The 17,159-nt window shown below is 59.9% G+C and carries 15 protein-coding genes and 1 riboswitch; of the genes, 6 read left to right on the forward strand and 9 right to left on the reverse strand.

Translation table 11 applies throughout. From position 1 onward, the window contains the following. Window positions 1-5: 5 nt before the first annotated feature. A complete protein-coding gene (gene rplM, locus J1777_RS10090) occupies window positions 6-434 on the reverse strand; it encodes a 50S ribosomal protein L13 (protein WP_207575569.1) in 429 nt (142 codons plus the stop codon). Between the two features lie 245 nt (window positions 435-679). On the opposite strand from rplM, the gene J1777_RS10095 reads away from it, so the two are divergent. Beyond that, on the forward strand, window positions 680-1,570 hold the full coding sequence (locus tag J1777_RS10095) for a 23S rRNA (adenine(2030)-N(6))-methyltransferase RlmJ (RefSeq protein WP_207575570.1): 891 nt from the start codon (window positions 680-682) through the stop codon (window positions 1,568-1,570). A gap of 126 nt (window positions 1,571-1,696) precedes the next feature. On the opposite strand, the gene J1777_RS10100 is transcribed toward J1777_RS10095, so the two are convergent. The 5 genes from J1777_RS10100 to dtd form a co-directional block, all read right to left on the reverse strand. Next, window positions 1,697-2,332: a septal ring lytic transglycosylase RlpA family protein gene (locus J1777_RS10100; protein WP_242700489.1), complete on the reverse strand. Its 636-nt coding sequence runs from the start codon at window positions 2,330-2,332 to the stop codon at window positions 1,697-1,699. A gap of 59 nt (window positions 2,333-2,391) precedes the next feature. Beyond that, entirely contained in the window at window positions 2,392-3,231 is an 840-nt protein-coding gene (metF, locus tag J1777_RS10105) for a methylenetetrahydrofolate reductase [NAD(P)H] (RefSeq protein WP_207575571.1), read from the reverse strand. A 69-nt stretch (window positions 3,232-3,300) separates the two neighbouring features. Continuing rightward, window positions 3,301-4,464, reverse strand: a complete 1,164-nt coding sequence (locus tag J1777_RS10110) for a TlyA family RNA methyltransferase (protein WP_207575572.1) — start codon at window positions 4,462-4,464, stop codon at window positions 3,301-3,303. Window positions 4,465-4,587: 123 nt separating this feature from the next. Then, entirely contained in the window at window positions 4,588-6,021 is a 1,434-nt protein-coding gene (gene ahcY / locus J1777_RS10115; RefSeq protein ID WP_207575573.1) for an adenosylhomocysteinase, read from the reverse strand. Between the two features lie 76 nt (window positions 6,022-6,097). Further along, window positions 6,098-6,202, reverse strand: a riboswitch (S-adenosyl-L-homocysteine riboswitch). A 45-nt stretch (window positions 6,203-6,247) separates the two neighbouring features. After that, on the reverse strand, window positions 6,248-6,712 hold the full coding sequence (gene dtd / locus J1777_RS10120; RefSeq protein WP_207575574.1) for a D-aminoacyl-tRNA deacylase: 465 nt from the start codon (window positions 6,710-6,712) through the stop codon (window positions 6,248-6,250). 88 nt (window positions 6,713-6,800) lie between these two features. Here dtd and J1777_RS10125 point away from each other — a divergent pair, with 88 nt between their 5' ends. Together J1777_RS10125 and J1777_RS10130 are read left to right on the forward strand one after the other, a co-directional pair. Next, window positions 6,801-8,948, forward strand: a complete 2,148-nt coding sequence (locus tag J1777_RS10125) for a sensor domain-containing protein (RefSeq protein WP_207575575.1) — start codon at window positions 6,801-6,803, stop codon at window positions 8,946-8,948. A 206-nt stretch (window positions 8,949-9,154) separates the two neighbouring features. Next, a protein-coding gene (locus J1777_RS10130) for an IS5 family transposase (RefSeq protein WP_207575576.1) occupies window positions 9,155-9,947 on the forward strand; the annotation gives its coding sequence in 2 pieces (ribosomal slippage) (window positions 9,155-9,414 and window positions 9,413-9,947; 795 coding nt in all). A gap of 135 nt (window positions 9,948-10,082) precedes the next feature. On the opposite strand, the gene J1777_RS10135 is transcribed toward J1777_RS10130, so the two are convergent. From J1777_RS10135 to fabI, 3 genes are all read right to left on the reverse strand, one after another. Beyond that, window positions 10,083-11,297, reverse strand: a complete 1,215-nt coding sequence (locus J1777_RS10135) for an acetate/propionate family kinase (RefSeq protein WP_207575577.1) — start codon at window positions 11,295-11,297, stop codon at window positions 10,083-10,085. Between the two features lie 11 nt (window positions 11,298-11,308). Then, window positions 11,309-12,748 carry a bifunctional enoyl-CoA hydratase/phosphate acetyltransferase gene (locus J1777_RS10140; protein WP_207575578.1) on the reverse strand — a complete coding sequence of 480 codons (1,440 nt, stop codon included), beginning with the start codon at window positions 12,746-12,748 and terminating at the stop codon, window positions 11,309-11,311. Window positions 12,749-12,828: 80 nt separating this feature from the next. Further along, entirely contained in the window at window positions 12,829-13,611 is a 783-nt protein-coding gene (gene fabI, locus J1777_RS10145; protein WP_207575579.1) for an enoyl-ACP reductase FabI, read from the reverse strand. A gap of 242 nt (window positions 13,612-13,853) precedes the next feature. Between fabI and J1777_RS10150 the strand changes: the two genes are divergently transcribed. The 3 genes from J1777_RS10150 (at window position 13,854) to J1777_RS10160 (ending at window position 17,133) form a co-directional block, all read left to right on the forward strand. Next, entirely contained in the window at window positions 13,854-14,702 is an 849-nt protein-coding gene (locus tag J1777_RS10150) for a 3-hydroxybutyryl-CoA dehydrogenase (RefSeq protein WP_207575580.1), read from the forward strand. Window positions 14,703-15,001: 299 nt separating this feature from the next. Continuing rightward, window positions 15,002-15,382 carry a hypothetical protein gene (locus J1777_RS10155; RefSeq protein ID WP_207575581.1) on the forward strand — a complete coding sequence of 127 codons (381 nt, stop codon included), beginning with the start codon at window positions 15,002-15,004 and terminating at the stop codon, window positions 15,380-15,382. 20 nt (window positions 15,383-15,402) lie between these two features. Next, window positions 15,403-17,133, forward strand: a complete 1,731-nt coding sequence (locus tag J1777_RS10160) for a hypothetical protein (protein WP_207575582.1) — start codon at window positions 15,403-15,405, stop codon at window positions 17,131-17,133. Window positions 17,134-17,159: the final 26 nt, after the last annotated feature.

The following is a 17,159-nucleotide window of genomic DNA, read 5'->3' on the forward strand; positions in this document are numbered from 1 at the left end:
ACTCCTTAGATATCCAGCACTTTGGGCTGTTGGGCGCTATGGGGATGCTCAGCACCGCCGTAGACCTTGAGTTTTTTGACCATGGCGTAACCCAGGGGGCCTTTGGGCAGCATGCCTTTGACAGCTTTTTCCAAAGCGCGGCCAGGGAATTTGGCTTGCAGGTCGCGGAAGTTGGTGGCTGTGATGCCGCCAGGGTAGCCCGAGTGGCGGTAGTAAATCTTGTCGGTGTTCTTGGTGCCAGTGACCTTGAGTTTGGCAGCGTTGATCACAACAATGAAGTCACCGGTATCGACGTGAGGCGTGTAAATGGCTTTGTGTTTGCCGCGCAGACGCAGGGCCACTTCGCTGGCGACCCGGCCGAGCACCTTATCGGTGGCATCAATCACAAACCACTCGTGTTGCACCTCAGCGGGTTTTGCGCTGAATGTAGACATGAGGTTTTCTCTTTTAAAAAAGTTGAAAAAGAACCCTTTTCTGCGGTCGGTGCTTCTTCTGGTACAGGGCTTGCGCAAAGCACGTCCTGTAGTGGAAGCCTCTTAGGCAGTAAAACAAAACCCAAGGGCATTCGCGCCTTGGGGTCTGCCTTCGTCGCGGGGTTCATAAAATCGCTACGAAGCCCGCAATTATACAAAAACCTACTGGCTTGCGCCAGATACCCGCACAGATAACCGATTGTTCTATGTTTAGCTACCGCCACGCCTTTCACGCCGGCAACCATGCCGATGTGCTCAAACACACCACCTTGATCGCCATTGCCCAATATTTGGTGCAAAAGGACACGCCGCTGTCCGTCATCGACACCCACGCCGGGGCCGGGCTGTACCGCCTGGATGGCGACTTTGCCCAAACCAGTGGCGAAGCCATGGAGGGCATTGCCCGCATGCTGAGCGCCGACCCCGCCACCTTGGCCCCGGCACTGCAGACGTATTTGGCCATGGTGCAAAGCTTTAACCCCGGCGCACACCTGCGCACCTACCCCGGCTCACCGGCGCTGCTGCTGCAGGTGCTGCGCCCGCAAGACAAGCTGCGCTTGTTTGAGCTGATGCCGCAAGATGCCCGCGCCTTGCTGGGCAATGCCGAGCAGCTGCTGGAAGGCCGGCAAGCCCAGGTCTTGATGGAAGACGGCTTTGCCAATGCCAAAAAATTTCTGCCTCCACCCGACCGCCGGGGCCTGCTGCTGTGCGATCCCAGCTATGAAATGAAGACCGATTACGCCAAGGTGGCGACCTTCATCGACGACAGCCTGCGCCGCTTTGCCACCGGCTGCTATGCCGTGTGGTACCCCATCATTGGCCGCCAAGAGGCGCACGACCTGCCCAAGCGCCTGAAATCCTTGGCCGCCAAGGCGGGCAAAAACTGGCTGCACGCCACGCTCACCGTCAAATCGGGCAAGCTGCAAACCCTGGCCGATGGCAGCGTCAAACGCCCGGGGCTGCCGGCCAGCGGCATGTGCATCATCAACCCGCCGTTTACCTTGCATGCAGCACTTGAAGCAGCTTTGCCGCAGATGGTGGCGCTGATGGGGCAAGATAAAAATGCCGGTTTTACCCTGGAGAGCACGGGGCGCTAAAACCGCGCTCACACCTCTAAAAAAAGAGCTGCTACCGCTTGATTTCATGGGCTTTTAGATAGATTGCCGTCTAAAACCCTTGAAACACCAGCGGTAACAGCTCTTTTTGTTAGCAGCTCTTGTTGATTAGCCCGCTTCGGCTGCTGCGGCCAGCACATCCAGGCGGTCGTCGCAGGTTTCCTCGGCATCGAGTTTCCACAATTGCACGCGGCGCACGCCGCTATCGACCATGTCCAGCGCCTCGGCCGCTGCGCGGCTGAGGTCGATGATGCGGTTTTTCGCATACGGCCCACGGTCATTCACCCGCACCTCTACGGCCTTGCCATCGCGGCTGAGGACGCACAGCCGCGTTCCAAACGCATAGTGCGGATGGGCCGCCGTGAAGTCATGGGTATTAAAGCGCTCGCCGCTGGCAGTGCGCCGCCCGTGCAGGCCGGGCCCGTACCAGGAGGCAATGCCCTGCTCATCGACCATTTCATCGCGCAGCGCCTGGCGCGCGGCCCGCAAAGGGTCGGGCAGCTGCAGGCCTGGCGCGGGGGCCATGCGGCGCAGCTGCTGCAGCGGGGTCAGGGCCGTGGGCGCTTGCAGATGCGCCCCCCTGTCCACGGGGGTGAGGGGCGCTGGCGCGCAGCCAACAAGCACAACCGCTGTGGCCACGCTGACCAGGGCTGCCCATGGCCAGGGTTGTGACCGCTGCATGCAGCGGCGGGTGGGGACTGCAGGCACGCCCACAATGGGGCGGGTGGATTGGTGTCCATCCATACGATTCCTTTACGGTGGCAGCACAGCCTGGCGGCCACCGCTGAGGAAAAAGGGGCTGTTTACAAGCCCAAGCGGTCGCACAGCGCCAAGGTGGCTGTACTTTGGTTCATCGTGTAGAAGTGCAAACCGGGGGCCCCTAAAGAGCGCAGCTGTTCACACAACCGAGTGACCACATCCAGGCCGAAGGCGCGGATCGAGGCCGTATCGTCGCCAAAGGCCTGGAGCCTGAGGCGTATCCAGCGGGGGATTTCTGCGCCGGTCGCATCGGAAAAGCGCATGAGCTGGGTTGCGTTGAGGATCGGCATGATACCCGGAACCACGGGAATACCCACCCCCAGCCGTTGCGCATCGTCCACAAAGCGGGCGTAGGCATCGGCATTAAAAAAGTATTGGGTGATGGCCGAGTTGGCCCCGGCCTGGGCCTTGGCCGCAAGGGCGCGCAGGTCGGCCTCGGGGCTGCGGGCCTGGGGATGCACCTCGGGGTAGGCGGCCACTTCAATGTGGAAAAAATCCCCAAACTCAGCACGGATAAAGGCCACCAGATCGCTGGCGTACTGAAACTCCCCACCCAAGCCGTAGCCGCTGGGCAGATCGCCACGCAGGGCCACCAGGCGGCGCACGCCCATGTCTTTAAGCTGCTGCAACTGGCTGCGCACGGATTGGCGCGTGGCACCAATGCAGGAAAAATGCGAGGCGGCGGCCACGCCTTCTTGCTGGATGGCCTGCACCATGGCAAAGGTGCCCGACTGGGTCGAGCCGCCTGCGCCGTAGGTGACCGAACAAAACTCGGGCTGGCGTGCGTACAGCGCCTGGCGCACCTGCACATGCTTGGCCGCACCTTCGGCGGTTTTGGTCGGGAAAAATTCAAAGCTGATGGGAAAACTGGCGTTCTGGGCCATGCAACGTCTCCTGGGCACCCCAGCGCTGTGACCGGGGTGGTAATGGTGATTGGTGATGGTTTAGGCAGCTTACTTTTTGCGCTTGGGGCGGGCCGGGCCGGGGACGTTGTAGTACCCCTCTTCGTCGCCGTTGATCACATCGGCACGCTTTTGCTCGCGCAAGACGGTGCGCGAGACGCGGGCCGGTTTGGTGGCCGGGGCCTGCTCTGGCAGTGCAACATCCAGATGCTGCACCTGCGCCCCTTGCTGGGCATGCACAAAAAACTCGTGGTTGCCGTCGCCGCCGGTGATGGGTGAATCCAGCCACGCTTTGACCTCTAGGCCCAAATCGCCCAAACAGCGGCGAATGCGCTGCTCGATCTCGGCGTACAGCGCCGGCTCGCGCACGATGCCGCCTTTGCCCACTTGGCCAGGCTGCAGCTCAAACTGGGGTTTGACCAGCATGAGCAGGTGGCCATGGGGCTTCAAGAGGCGCACCACGGCCGGCAGCACCAAGGTGAGCGAGATAAACGACAAGTCGCCGGTGACAAAGTCAAACTGCGGCGTGATGTCCACATCGGCAAACTCGGCCTTGCGGCGCAGTTGCGTGGGCAGCACCCCGGCCTGCAGGGCCTTGGCGCGGGCGGCGCGTTCGGCCTTGAAGGCTTCGATGTCCGTCTCTTTGGCATCGTTGCTGTCGTCGTAATCTTCGTCGATTGCGCCACCATTGCGCATCCAGGCGTAGGGGGCCTGGGGCTGGGTGTCGTTGTCCTCTTCTTCCTCCCAGCGTTCAGAGAGCACTTCTTCGCACGCATCCTGCAGGTCTTGGGCGCTCATGTGGCGGGCGTTCAGGCCCTCCACACACACCACCCGCGCATCGCTGCGCAGGCGTTCGTGCAGCTGGCCCTGGCCCACATCCACGCCAATGACTTGCGCCGCACCGGCTTGCAGCAGGCAGTCGGTAAAACCGCCGGTGCTCTGGCCCACATCCAAGCAGCGCAGGCCGGCGACCTGCAGGCCAGTGGCGGCCAATGCGCCCTCCAGCTTCAAGCCGCCGCGCGAGATGTATTTGGCCTCGTCCAGGTTCAGCAGTTGCAGCTCGGCCCCGACGGGGATGTCGTCGCCGTTTTTCTGCACTTTTTTCCAGGGCAGCAAGGGCGAATTGCGCCATTGCACGCCCGAGGCAATCAGCCGCTGTGCTTGGGAACGGGTACTGGCATGGCCGTGATCGACCAGAAAAACATCTGCACGCATAAAGGGGGAAGGAAAAAGAAGAAAAATTGTTATTTTTTTGATAGCTGCTTGCGCAGGTGAATAAATACAATTTTATATAAAAATATCTATATTTGTTTATTTACGAGCGCAAACAGCTATTTTTTAATAACGGTAAGTATCCGGCTTGAACGGGCCGGTTTTGGCCACGCCGATGTAGTCGGCCTGGGCATCGGTCAGCTCGGTCAGTTGCGCCCCGACTTTTTTCAGGTGCAGGCGCGCGACTTTTTCGTCCAGGATTTTCGGCAGCACATAGACCTTGCCAACCTCGTAGGCATCCGGGCGGGTGAACAGCTCAATCTGCGCCAGCGTCTGGTTGGCAAACGAGTTGCTCATCACAAAGCTGGGGTGGCCCGTGGCGCAGCCCAGGTTCACCAAACGGCCCTTGGCCAGCAGGATGATGCGCTTGCCGTCGGGGAAGATCACGTGATCAACCTGGGGCTTGATCTCCTCCCACTGGCAACGCTCTTCCAGCTGAGCGACCTGGATTTCGTTGTCAAAGTGGCCAATATTGCAAACGATGGCCTCGTTTTTCATGGCCTGCATGTGCTCAAAGGTGATCACGTCGCGGTTGCCGGTGGTGGTCACGAAGATGTCGGCCTTGTCGGCGGCGTATTCCATGGTGACAACACGGTAGCCTTCCATCGCGGCTTGCAGGGCGTTGATCGGGTCAATTTCGGTCACCCACACCTGGGCCGACAGGGCGCGCAGCGCCTGGGCCGAGCCCTTGCCCACATCGCCATAGCCGGCCACGCAGGCCACCTTGCCGGCAATCATCACGTCGGTGGCACGCTTGATGCCGTCCACCAGCGATTCGCGGCAGCCGTACAGGTTGTCGAACTTGGATTTGGTGACGGAATCGTTCACGTTAATGGCGCGGAACAGCAGCGTGCCCTTGGCCGACATTTCGTTCAGGCGGTGTACGCCGGTGGTGGTCTCTTCGGTCACACCCAAAATCTGGGCGCTCTTGCGGCTGTACCAGGTGGCATCCTCGGCCAGCTTGGCGCGGATGGCGGCGAAGACGATTTTTTCTTCTTCGCTGCCCGGATTGGCCAGCACGGACAGGTCTTTTTCAGCGCGTTTTCCCAGGTGCATCAGCATGGTGGCATCGCCGCCATCGTCCAGGATCATGTTCGGACCTTCGCCGTCACTGCCCTTGGGGCCAAACTCAAAAATCTGGTGCGTGTAGTCCCAGTAGTCTTTCAGCGACTCGCCCTTGATGGCAAACACCGGCGTGCCCGTGGCGGCAATCGCGGCGGCGGCATGGTCTTGGGTGGAGAAGATGTTGCACGAGGCCCAGCGCACCTGGGCACCCAGGGCTTGCAGGGTTTCGATCAGCACGGCCGTCTGAATCGTCATGTGCAGGCTGCCGGTGATGCGGGCACCTTTCAGGGGCTGCTGCGCGGCAAATTCTTCGCGCACCGCCATCAAACCGGGCATTTCGGTTTCGGCAATGCGGATTTCCTTGCGGCCCCAATCGGCCAGGGAAATATCGGCAATGGCGCTATCAGCGGCGTTAAAGGCAGGATGGTTGCTCATGGTTGCTCCAAGCAAAGTTTGGGATAACAACCACACTGACGGCAAAAGATGGGGTTCTGGCCTCACCGCACCGCAGCGTGGGTGAGCGTCGTTGCCAGACAAGCAGCGGGCCAGCAGCCCCTGTTGTCTTTTCGAGCCTCACGCACCCTGGCTTGGCTGCGCTGCAACGCTCCTCGAAAAGATAAGCCCGCAATTGTATGCGAGCGCTCAAAAACCCCGACGCTGCTCAAGGACTGGAGGCCGCGCCAGGGGGTGCGATGCGCAGGGGAATGGTCACCGGCCCATCGTTAATCAGGTGCACCTGCATATCCGCGGCAAACACCCCAGTGGCAACATTTGGATGCATTTTTTGTGCCTGCTCAACCACATAGTCGTACAAACGCTGGCCTTCTGCGGCAGGGGCCGCCTGGGTAAAGCTGGGCCGGTTGCCGCCCGAGGTATCAGCCGCCAAGGTGAATTGACTGACCAGCAGCAGCCCCCCTTGCACGTCTTGCACGCTGCGGTTCATCTTGCCCTCAGCATCCGAAAAAATACGTATTTTTAGCAGTTTAGCCAGCAACTTATCGGCCTGCTGCTCGGTATCCCCCTGCTCGGCACACAGTAAAACCAAAAGACCTTGGGCAATCTGCCCAACCACGGCACCATGCACTTCAACCCGTGCGCTGCGCACCCGTTGCAAGAGGGCGTACATAAATTTCCAACTCCTTCGTAACCACAAGTAAGGCAAACACTAGGTTTATATCAAGTTTGGACAAATAATTTCCGCTATAAAACGCCCCATGCAAAATCGGCCCGCTGACTGGCAAGCCCCCTCTTCTGAATCTTCTCCCGGCCTCACGCCTGCACAAGCGTCGCTGCTGCAGGCGCTGGGCACGGCCACACCGGGTCAAATCGCGTATTTCTCGGCCCCTGATTTGCGCTGCCTGTTTGCCAATCAACGCTACGCCCAAGCCTGCGGCCACACGTTGCAGTCCATCCTGGGGCAGCCTTTGCAAGACATTGTGTCGCCTAGCACCTGGCAAACCCACAGCACGCAAGTGCTGGCATGTTTGGCCGGGCAGGCGCAGCACTACACCTGCACCGCCGAAGGCCTGCGCGGCGACACCCGCCACCTGGAGGTGCACTTGGTGCCCCATTGCGAGCAACCTACCGCCGCCGACACCCCAGCCAGCGGCGTGGCGGGCAGCGTGGTGGGCCTGGTGGCCCTGATACTGGACACCACGCACCGCTGGGCCGCCGAAAACGCGGCCCAAGACCATGCCCAGCGCCTGCGCAAATTCAATGACGCTTCGCAAGAGCTCATCATCTTTCACCAAGGCGGCGTGATTTTGGATGCCAACCAGGCCACCGAACGCATTACCGGCTACAGCATTGAGAGTTTGCGCGGGCGCAGTATTTTTGATTTAGTCCACCCCCAGGATCGGGTGCGGGTCATCGGGCTGTCACGCCAACTGTATGAAGAGCCCTACGAGGCCATGGTTCTGCGCCGCGATGGGCGCTGCATTGATTTGGAAATCACCGGCAAAAACCTGCCCCAGCCCGATGGGTCGGTGCAACGCATTGTGGTGGGCCGTGACATCAGCAGCCGCAAACAAGCGCAAGCCCAAACGGTTTTCATGACCCAGCACGACCTGCTCACCGGGTTGCCCAACCGCCAGCATTTGCTGCACTACGCCGAAAAAATGCTGCAACAACTGGCCAGCCAAAAAATCAGCACGGCACTGTTTTTTATCAATCTGGACCACTTCAAAACCATTAACGACTCGCTGGGCCACTTCATGGGCGATGAAGTGTTGCAAACCATGGCCCAACGGCTCAAGGCCAGCATGCGGCCCGAGGATTTCGTCGCCCGTTTAAGCGGCGATGAATTTGTCATTTTGCTCAGCAGCGTTCAGGACGAAAACCAAGTCAAAGCCGTGGCCGAAAAACTGCTCCTGACGATTGCCGCCCCCCACACGCTGGCGGGCATGCCGATCTCTTTATCGCCCTCCATCGGTATCAGCCTTTACCCCAACCATGGCCTGCGTGCCGAAGAGCTGCTGCGCCACGCCAACCAGGCCATGACGGCTGCCAAAGAATACGGCCGGGCCAATTACCAAATTTATGCTCCCTTCATGACGGGCAGCACCCCCTACGAAGAGCTGCTGCTGGAACGGGAGCTGCGCGAGGCCTTGGAAAACCACCAACTGCAGCTGCACTACCAGCCACAAATTTGTTTAAAAACAGGGGCTTTGGCTGGCTTTGAGGCCCTGGTGCGCTGGCACCACCCACAGCGCGGCATCTTGGGGCCGCTGCAGTTCATTCCTTTTGCAGAAAAGCGTGGCCTGATCGCCAGCATTGGCCGCTGGGTTTTGTTTGAGGCCTGCCGCCAGCTCAAAGCCTGGCACGATGCCGGTTTGCCCAAAGTGCCCGTGGCCGTCAATCTCTCGCCCCTTGAGTTGCGCCAGCGCGATGTTTTGGCCGATATTCAAAAAGCCCTCGCCACCACCGGCTTGGCAGCGCAGTACCTGGAAGTGGAAATTACCGAATCGGTGCTGATGCAGCAATCCAACCCAGCGCAGCACAATATCTTGCGGGCCTTGCAAGCCTTGGGGGTCGGCATTTCCATTGATGACTTTGGTACCGGCTATTCCTCGCTGGCGTACTTAAAACGCTACCCGATCGACAAGCTGAAAATCGACCGCTCGTTTATCACCGACACCCCCCACAGCGTGGACGACGTGGCCATCGTCACCGCCATTATTCAAATGGGGCGCAGCTTGCAGCTCAAAGTCTTGGCCGAAGGGGTGGAAACCGCCGAGCAGCAGGCACTGCTCACCCATTTGGGCTGCGATCTGGTGCAGGGCTTTGGCTTGTCCCGGCCTTTGCCAGCCCACCAAGTGCCCAGCTGGTGGCACCGCTGGGGCACACAGCCCTTGTTTGCCTAAGAACGTGTTCACGATCTGCGCGCGAAGGGGTGCGGGATGCGGATCGGGATGGGCTGCAAGGCGCAAACCACAGCCATAGCCGTAGCTATGGCGAGGATTTGCAACGCCGCAGACCGCCCGAGGCCGCGACTGCACACCCGCGAGGAGATCATGAACACGTTCTAAGAACGTGTTCAAAGTCTCGTCTGATGTGAGAAGCTTGCGAGATGAGAAAAGGTTACCCGAGCGATATCAAGCGCGAGCAGTTCGAAGCGATCCGTCCATTGCTGGAGAGTGCGCGCAGAAAGACGGCGCCCCGAAAGGTGGAGTTGTACGAGGTGTTCTGTGCGGTGCTGTATCTGCTACGCACAGGCTGCCAGTGGCGCGCACTGCCCAGCGACTTTCCCAAGTGGCGCACCGTGCACTCGTACTTTGCGATCTGGAGCGAGCCACGCGAGGGTGGCAGCCTGCTGGAGCAGGCTTTAAAAAAATCAGGTTGGCGCGGCCCGCGCCAGACGGGGGCGCAACGCCTGCAGCGCGTTCTTGATCATCGATGCGCAGAGCGTGAAGAACACGGACACGGCGGGCCTGAAGGGCTATGACGCGGGCAAGAAGGTCTCGGGCATCAAGCGTCACATTGCGGTGGACACCCAGGGGCTGCCGCACGCAGTAGCCGTGACCACGGCCGAGGTGACGGACCGCAAGGGCGCGCTGCAGGCACTCAAGCGCTGCAAGCTCTCCTTGGGCAGGGTGCAAAGCCTGTTGTGCGACAGCGGCTACAGAGGCAAGCCCTTTGCGCAGGGTGTGCAGGAGATTGTGGGTGGGCACGTCACGGTACAGATTGCCAAGAGAAGCGAGTTGCACACCTTCAAGGTCATGCCCAAGCGCTGGATCGTCGAGCGCAGCTTTGCCTGGCTGGAGAAGAATCGGCGGCTGTGGAAGAACTGCGAGCGCTGGCTCAACACCAGCCTGCAGTTCGTCCACTTGGCATTCTTGGGCCTTCTGCTCAGGAGACTTTGAACACGTTCTAAGAACGTGTTCATGATCTAAGTGCCCAAGGCGGGCGGTCAGAACAATACGTCCATGCCATTGCCAAGGAACAAAAAAAGGGTGCCCACCAAGGCACCCCAGCAAGCTGGATAGCAAGGCTGCTGCTTACGCGGCCACAGCGCAGTCCTCGCGCAGCAAGGCAGCCGCTTCACGGGCGGCCACTCGGCCTTCGTCGGTGGGAATCACCCAAATTTCGATGCGGCTGTCCGGCGCATGCACCGCCCAAGCGTGCTTGCCATCGGCCTGGCGGTTGCGCTGCGGGTCAATGCGCAGCCCCGTCCACGCCAAGCGCTCGCACACTTGCTCGCGCAAGACGGCATCGTTTTCACCAATGCCGCCGCTAAAGGCGATCAAATCCAGCCCACCCAAGCAGGCCGTGAGCGCCCCAGTTTCACGAATCACCCGGTGGGTAAACTGGTCAATGGCCCGCGTGGCATCGGCATTGCCCTGCGCCGCCTCGCCGCGCAGGGTGCGCATATCGGCCGAAATGCCCGACACCCCCAACAGGCCCGACTCTTTGTAAAGCAGCTTTTCAATGCGCTTGGCATCCCAGCCCTGCTCCAGCAAATAGAGCAGCACCCCTGCATCCAGGCTACCGCTGCGCGTACCCATCATCAGGCCATCAAGGGCAGAAAAGCCCATGGTGGTGGCCACACTGACACCACCAACGGCGGCGCACAGGCTGGCCCCGTTGCCCAGGTGAGCCATCACCACCCGGCCCCGGCCTCGGATGGTCTCCTGCTCCAGCACGGACATGATGTACTGGTAGGACAGGCCGTGAAAACCGTAGCGGCGCACACCCTGGGCCTGCAGCGCTTTGGGCAAGGCAAAGGCGTAATCCACTTCCGGCATTTGGGCGTGGAAGGCCGTATCAAAGCAAGCGATTTGCGGCACCTGCGCAAAGGCTTGGCGAAACTGGCGAATGCCCTCCAAGTTGTGCGGCTGGTGCAGCGGTGCCAGCGAATTAAAGCGCGCCAGCTGCTCCAGCACCGCATCGGTCACACGCACACTGGCACTAAAAACCCCGCCACCATGCACCACCCGGTGGGCCACGGCATCCAGGCCCTGTGCCTGCGTCAGCTCCTGCACCAGGCTGCGCAAACGGGCCAGCGCTACTTGAAATGGAGCGCCATTGGCAGGAACCACAATGGTTTCCTTGTGTTTTTTACCTTGATGCTTCCATCCCAGAATAGGCTGCCCGCCCGGTTCTAGGCCTTCAAAATTGCCCGACACCGTGTGCGGCAGCACCTGCCCGCCTTCGTAGGGATGCAGGGAAAACTTCAGCGAGGACGAGCCTGCATTGACCGCCAAAATGGCCATGGCTGTGCTCCTTAACCTTGCTTCCAGGCGTTGGCCTGGTTTTTACGGCGGTTGTCGTGCGCGGCCAGTACGGCCAGCACGGTCGAGGCGACGCGGGCCATGGGGCCATCGGCACGGCTGGTCAGGGCGATGGGCACACGCGCTCCCAGCACCAGGCCCGAGCCACTGGCACCGGCCAAGTATTCAAGCTGCTTGGCAATCATGTTGCCGCTTTCCAGATCGGGCACGGCCAAAATGTCAGCCTGCCCAGCCACTTCAGAAACGATGCCTTTGATCTGCACCGCATCGGGCGAGACGGCGTTGTCAAACGCCAGCGGGCCATCGAGCAGGCCACCGGTGATCTGCCCCCGGTCGGCCATTTTGCACAGGGCGGCCGCATCCAGCGTCGAGGGAATGGAGGCAGTGACGGTTTCCACCGCAGACAAAATCGCCACTTTGGGCGTTTCAATGCCCATCACGCGGGCAAAGTCGATAGCGTTTTGCACGATATCGACCTTCTCTTGCAGCGTGGGCTCGATGTTGATGGCCGCATCGGTGATGATCAATGGCTTGGGGTACAGCGGCACATCGAAGCGAAACACGTGCGAGAGGCGACGGCCCGTGCGCAGCGCTTTGTGCGAGAGCACGGCCTTGAGCAGCTCATCGGTGTGCAAGCTGCCCTTCATCAAAATCTCGACCTCTTTGTTGGCAGCCATTTCAGCGGCCATTTCAGCAGCTGCGTGGCTGTGCTCCACCGAGATAATTTCCACCCCTTGCAAGCTGATGCCCGCTTCTTCGGCCACGTGGCGAATGCGGCCCTCTGGGCCAATCAGCACCGGCTTGATCAAGCCGTGGTTGGCGGCATCCATCGCGCCAGACAGCGAGCCGGCATCGCAAGGGTGCACCACCGCGCAGCGCACAATGTCCAGCCCCTGAACTTGGTCCAGCAGGGTGTTGAAGCGGGCCTCAGGGTCGTAGAGCTGAATTTGCGGCGCATCAATGCGCTGCACGCGCACTTTTTTCGTCGGCGGCATCAGGTTAGCCTCGCCTTTGAGCACCGTCTCGCCGCTTTGGTTGGTCACCAAGCAGTCCATCTTGATGCGCTTTTTCTCGTCGTTTTTCTCCGAGACGGTGGCCAGCACAGTGAGAGTGTCACCAATGCGCACCGGTTTGGTGAATTTGAGCTCTTGGCCCAAATAAATCGTGCCGGGGCCCGGAAATTGCGTGCCAAACAGTGCCGAAATCAGCGCCGCACCCAGCATGCCGTGGGCAATCACGCCGTGGAACATGGTGGCATCGGCGTACTCTGGGTTCAGGTGGGCGGGGTTGATATCGCCCGAGACCGCAGCAAACGCCTGGATGTCCTGCAAGGTCACGGTGCGCACCAGACGGGCACTGTGGCCAACGGCCAGTTCGTCGTAGGTGATGTTTTCCATCCACAGGCCATCGGTGGTGGTGGCTTCAATAGTCATGAGAAAGCTTCCTTAAGGGGGACAAAGGGGGCGCACAACCGCAGCCCCGCTGAAATAGGAGTGGAGCTCAGGCACCAGGCTTAATCCATGGCGTGCACACCGCCGTCCACATAAATGGTCTGGCCGCTCATGCCGCAGGCTGCATCCATGCACAAAAAGGCGCTCAGTTGGGCGATTTCTTCCAGGGTGACCAGGCGCTTGAGCGGGGCCTTGTCGCGGTTGATGGACAGCAGCTGGTCAAACTCAGCAATGCCCGAAGCAGCGCGGGTCAGGATGGGGCCGGGGGAGACAGCGTGCACGCGGATGTTTTGCGGGCCCAACTCCATGGCCATGTAGCGCACCAGCGACTCCAGCGCGGCTTTGACCGGGCCCATGACACCGTAGTTGGGCACCACTTCACCCGAGCCCAGGTAGGTCATCGACAGCATGCTGCCACCAGCGGGCATGTGCGGGGCGCACAGCTTGGCCACTTCGGCAAAGCTGTGGCACGAGACGCTCATGGCGCGGGCAAAACCATCGCGCGAGCTATCGACCACCTGGCCATGCAGGTCTGCCAGCGGTGCCCAGGCGATGGAGTGAATCAGAAAATCAATCTGCCCAAACTTGTCCACGGCATGGGCCACAGCCGCTTCGAGCTGGCCGGGCTCTTCCACATCGCAATTGAGCAGATCCACGCCCACCGCGTCAGTGAGCGGCTGCACATATTTGCGGGCCTTTTCATTCAGGCACGTAGCAACAACATCTGCCCCCAACTCGCGAAACAGCTTGGTACAGCCCCAGGCAATCGAACGGTCATTGGCGACCCCCAGGATCAGGCCTTTCTTGCCAGCCAAACTAAAAAGAGGTGCAGCGGAGCTTGTCATCAATATTCCTTGATCAGATAAAAAGAGAGAGGTCTAAAAAATCAATGGGCGCAGGTTACTTCATTAACAAAATGAAGCAGAACAGCGCATTCTCAGGATAAACCCTAGTCTCGACAAACCTTTTGCACAACCCCAGCAAGGCACTCAAGTTTTAGTCGCCTAGCGGATAGAGGAAAGCAAAAAAATTGAATAGGATGTTTGTTTTTCTCAACCAACAAACTTCAACCTTCCAGGAATTCCTTATGCAAATTCAAACCGTCGGCATTATTGGCGCGGGCACCATGGGCAACGGTATTGCCCAAGCGTGTGCCACTTCGGGCATCAACGTGGTGATGGTCGATATTTCTGAAGCCGCTGTGCAAAAAGGCTTGGCCACCGTGGCAGGCAGCCTGGATCGGCTGATTAAAAAAGAAAAAATCAGCGCCGCCGATAAAGAAGCCGCCCTGGCAAAAATCACCGTCAGCACCGATTACAGCGCTCTGAAGGCAGCCCAATTGGTGATTGAGGCGGCCACGGAAAACGAAGCCCTGAAAATCAAGATCCTGCAAGAAGTCGATGCCCTGGTCGGCCCCGAGGTGCTGATTGCCTCCAACACCTCGTCCATCTCGATCACCAAACTGGCGGCCGTGACAGGCCGTGCCGACAAATTCATCGGCATGCACTTCTTCAACCCCGTGCCCATGATGGCGCTGGTGGAAGTGATTCGCGGCCTGCAAACCTCGGATGCCACCCATGCGGCGGTGCAGGCGCTGGCCCAGCAGTTGGGCAAAACCCCCATCACCGTGAAAAATGGCCCCGGCTTTGTCGTCAATCGCGTGCTCATCCCCATGATCAACGAAGCCTTTTTTGTGCTGGCTGAGGGCTTGGCCACAGCCGAAGACATCGACGCGGGCATGAAGCTGGGCTGCAACCACCCCATCGGCCCGCTGGCGCTGGCCGACATGGTGGGCCTGGATGTGTGCCTGGCGGTGATGAACGTCTTTCTGGAGCAGTTTGGCGATAGCAAATACCGCCCCTGCCCGCTGCTCAAAGAATACGTGGCCGCTGGCCGCCTGGGCCGCAAGACGGGCCAGGGCGTTTACACCTACTAATTTAATGATAGCTTTTAACGCTTATTTTTCATTGTTTTCACGGCAATATATTAATAAAACACGATGAATAGTAAGCGGGAATAGCTATTAAATAAAAACCCCTGCTGGGTACACCAGGGGTTTTTAAACCTTCAGCTTGATTCAAACGGTTGATTTTTCTCGCTAAGATTGCGACCGCAATCTTATAAATACAAGCTTTACACCCCCCCATGGCCCGTTCTTTACTGGGTATCAGACCCGCTGCTGCCCTCCCCACCCGGACACAGAGCGCCAGCTCTCCCAAACTAGCAGAAGTACCTTTGGAAGCCCGGCTGCGCAAAAAACGTTCTGCGGCGTACATCCAGGCCGTGACCCAGCTGGATGCGGGCGGGCACGTGCATTCCTTAGCCAGCGTGCAGGCGCTGATCGAAGCCATCCGCCAGGAGCTACCGGATGTGCAGATCGATGCCTTGCCACTGGGCATCGTCTCACGCTGTTACCTGGGGGCTCCCTACCAAGTGCATACGCTCGATTGCACGGGCAGCATCATCCAGCACTACAAGACCTTTGAATCCTTGCCCAGCCTGCTGGAGCGTGCCCGCAGCGTGGCCCTGCATCCGGGGTATGCCTTCATCGAGGTGTATTCCAACCGCCTGATCGCCGTCAGCGAGTCCGGGCAAACCGCCTTTATCGATCTTTAAAAAATCCCTTGAGAGGAAGTATGAGCACAGAACGCATCATTCAAGTGGCCGACCTCAGTTTGATTCTGGGTTCGCTGCGCAGCCTGCAAAGCGATATTGGCACCGTCTCTGGGCAGGTGGACATGGTCGGCAGCAATTTGGCACAAACGCGGGCTGAGCTGTCGCGCCTAGAGCAGGCCTTCAACGACTTTGTGCAAGCGGATCTCAAGGCCAAGGAGCTGGGGTTTGCTGAAACACGCCAAGTCAAAATCCGCCAGGAAATCGAGAGCAAATTCGGCCAGTATGCCATCGTGCGCCGCCAGGCCACGGGCATCCTGCAGGCCGCCGACATTCAACTGGTACGCCAAGAAACCATCCGTAACGCTACCGAAGAACTGATGCTTTCCACTCCGCGCTACTGGCTGGCCCCGGCGCTGGTGGCATTGGCTGCTTGGCTCACGGACAAACGCCAATTGGCCGAACGTGCCCTGGCCGAGGCCACACGCCGTGACGACGAGAAAACCTCGCTGTTCTTCTCCCTGATTGGCCGTCGCGCCGGGCGGGCTGAGGTCAGCCGCATCTGGCTCGACCGCTATTTCGGTTTGCAGAATCCATACAGCCTGGATCGGCAGACGGTGGTGATGGTCGATGCCCTGGCCAACGGCGTTTTCAACACGGACACGGCGCTGCTGTGCACCAAGCGCATCAGTGGCTGGATTGAGGAACTGTCGCAACAGGCCGGTTTTGCCCAGACCCAGCGCGGGCAATGGGGCGATGCGCTGCGCTCCAAAACGCCGTATTTCAACCATGCGCAGCGCTATACGCACCTGAGCCGGTTCAGCCCAATGTGGAACGATTTGAATGGGGCGCTGAACGCGGCCAGCATGCAGTCCATCGTCCTGGAGCACTTCCAAGACATTTTCCAGGGCGAAATCAAGGTGGCCAGCAGCGTGCTTATCGCCGTGGACAACCTGCTGACCAGCCTCGTATCCCACTTCGACGACGAGGAGCTGCCGCTGCGTCGCACCGAGCAGCTCAACCAGCTCATCATCGAGGAAGCCGGCGACAAACGCGCCGCCCAGCAGCGCTTCGACCTGCAATCCAAGGCCCAGGAAGAGCGCGTGGACTTCACGCAACTGCTGACCAACGCCGCCATGCACCCGGAGCTGTCGCACGTCACCCGCGCCACCCAGCGGCTGGCGGTGGCCCATTCCCGCGACTGGATCGTGGATGCGCACAGCGACGTTACGGCGCAAATCCGCCAGCAGGTACCCCAAACCATTCATCTGGAGATTGAGGACTGGAAAGGCCAGACGGCGCAAGGCGACAACGAAGCCGAACTGCAAGACAGCCTGCGCCAGCACATCGAGCAGCGTAAGCAGCAAGCGCTGGAACAGGCCAAGCTGGGACTGAAGGACTGGGGGCTGATCGCCCTGGGTGTGGTGCTGCTGCTGATGAGTTTTGGCAACGGCATAATCGTCTTCGTCATGGGATTGGCGGCACTGGGCTGGGCGTTTATCGGCTACCGGCAGGTGCAGCAGCGGCGCAAGCAAATCGAACGCGATTTTGCCGTGCTGCAAGAGCAATCGACCCAGGCGCTGCGGGCCTGTCTGGCCGAAACCGTGGAATGGCGGCGCGATTGGGCTATGCGCGATGCAGTGGCCGCCGAAGTGAGCAGCCTGCTCGAAAGTATCAGCCCCGAACAGCACCTGCTGGCCGGGCACAACACCACCCGCCGCGTCATGCCCGCAACTGCCGCACAAGCGGCCTGATGGTCTCATTTCGCCAGGAGTTTTCC

Source organism: Comamonas denitrificans (assembly GCF_017368815.1).
GTDB lineage: Bacteria > Pseudomonadota > Gammaproteobacteria > Burkholderiales > Burkholderiaceae_C > Comamonas > Comamonas denitrificans.

Bases quoted from the DNA above. Each gene is read 5' to 3' on its own strand.
- J1777_RS10150 (WP_207575580.1), top strand. From the start codon at position 13,854: ATGCAAATTCAAACCGTCGGCATTATTGGCGCGGGCACCATGGGCAAC.
- metF (WP_207575571.1), bottom strand. From the start codon at position 3,231: ATGGCCCAGAACGCCAGTTTTCCCATCAGCTTTGAATTTTTCCCGACC.
- J1777_RS10125 (WP_207575575.1), top strand. From the start codon at position 6,801: ATGCAAAATCGGCCCGCTGACTGGCAAGCCCCCTCTTCTGAATCTTCT.
- J1777_RS10160 (WP_207575582.1), top strand. From the start codon at position 15,403: ATGAGCACAGAACGCATCATTCAAGTGGCCGACCTCAGTTTGATTCTG.
- J1777_RS10140 (WP_207575578.1), bottom strand. From the start codon at position 12,748: ATGACTATTGAAGCCACCACCACCGATGGCCTGTGGATGGAAAACATC.
- dtd (WP_207575574.1), bottom strand. From the start codon at position 6,712: ATGTACGCCCTCTTGCAACGGGTGCGCAGCGCACGGGTTGAAGTGCAT.
- ahcY (WP_207575573.1), bottom strand. From the start codon at position 6,021: ATGAGCAACCATCCTGCCTTTAACGCCGCTGATAGCGCCATTGCCGAT.
- rplM (WP_207575569.1), bottom strand. From the start codon at position 434: ATGTCTACATTCAGCGCAAAACCCGCTGAGGTGCAACACGAGTGGTTT.
- J1777_RS10100 (WP_242700489.1), bottom strand. From the start codon at position 2,332: ATGGATGGACACCAATCCACCCGCCCCATTGTGGGCGTGCCTGCAGTC.
- J1777_RS10135 (WP_207575577.1), bottom strand. From the start codon at position 11,297: ATGGCCATTTTGGCGGTCAATGCAGGCTCGTCCTCGCTGAAGTTTTCC.
- J1777_RS10095 (WP_207575570.1), top strand. From the start codon at position 680: ATGTTTAGCTACCGCCACGCCTTTCACGCCGGCAACCATGCCGATGTG.
- fabI (WP_207575579.1), bottom strand. From the start codon at position 13,611: ATGACAAGCTCCGCTGCACCTCTTTTTAGTTTGGCTGGCAAGAAAGGC.
- J1777_RS10110 (WP_207575572.1), bottom strand. From the start codon at position 4,464: ATGCGTGCAGATGTTTTTCTGGTCGATCACGGCCATGCCAGTACCCGT.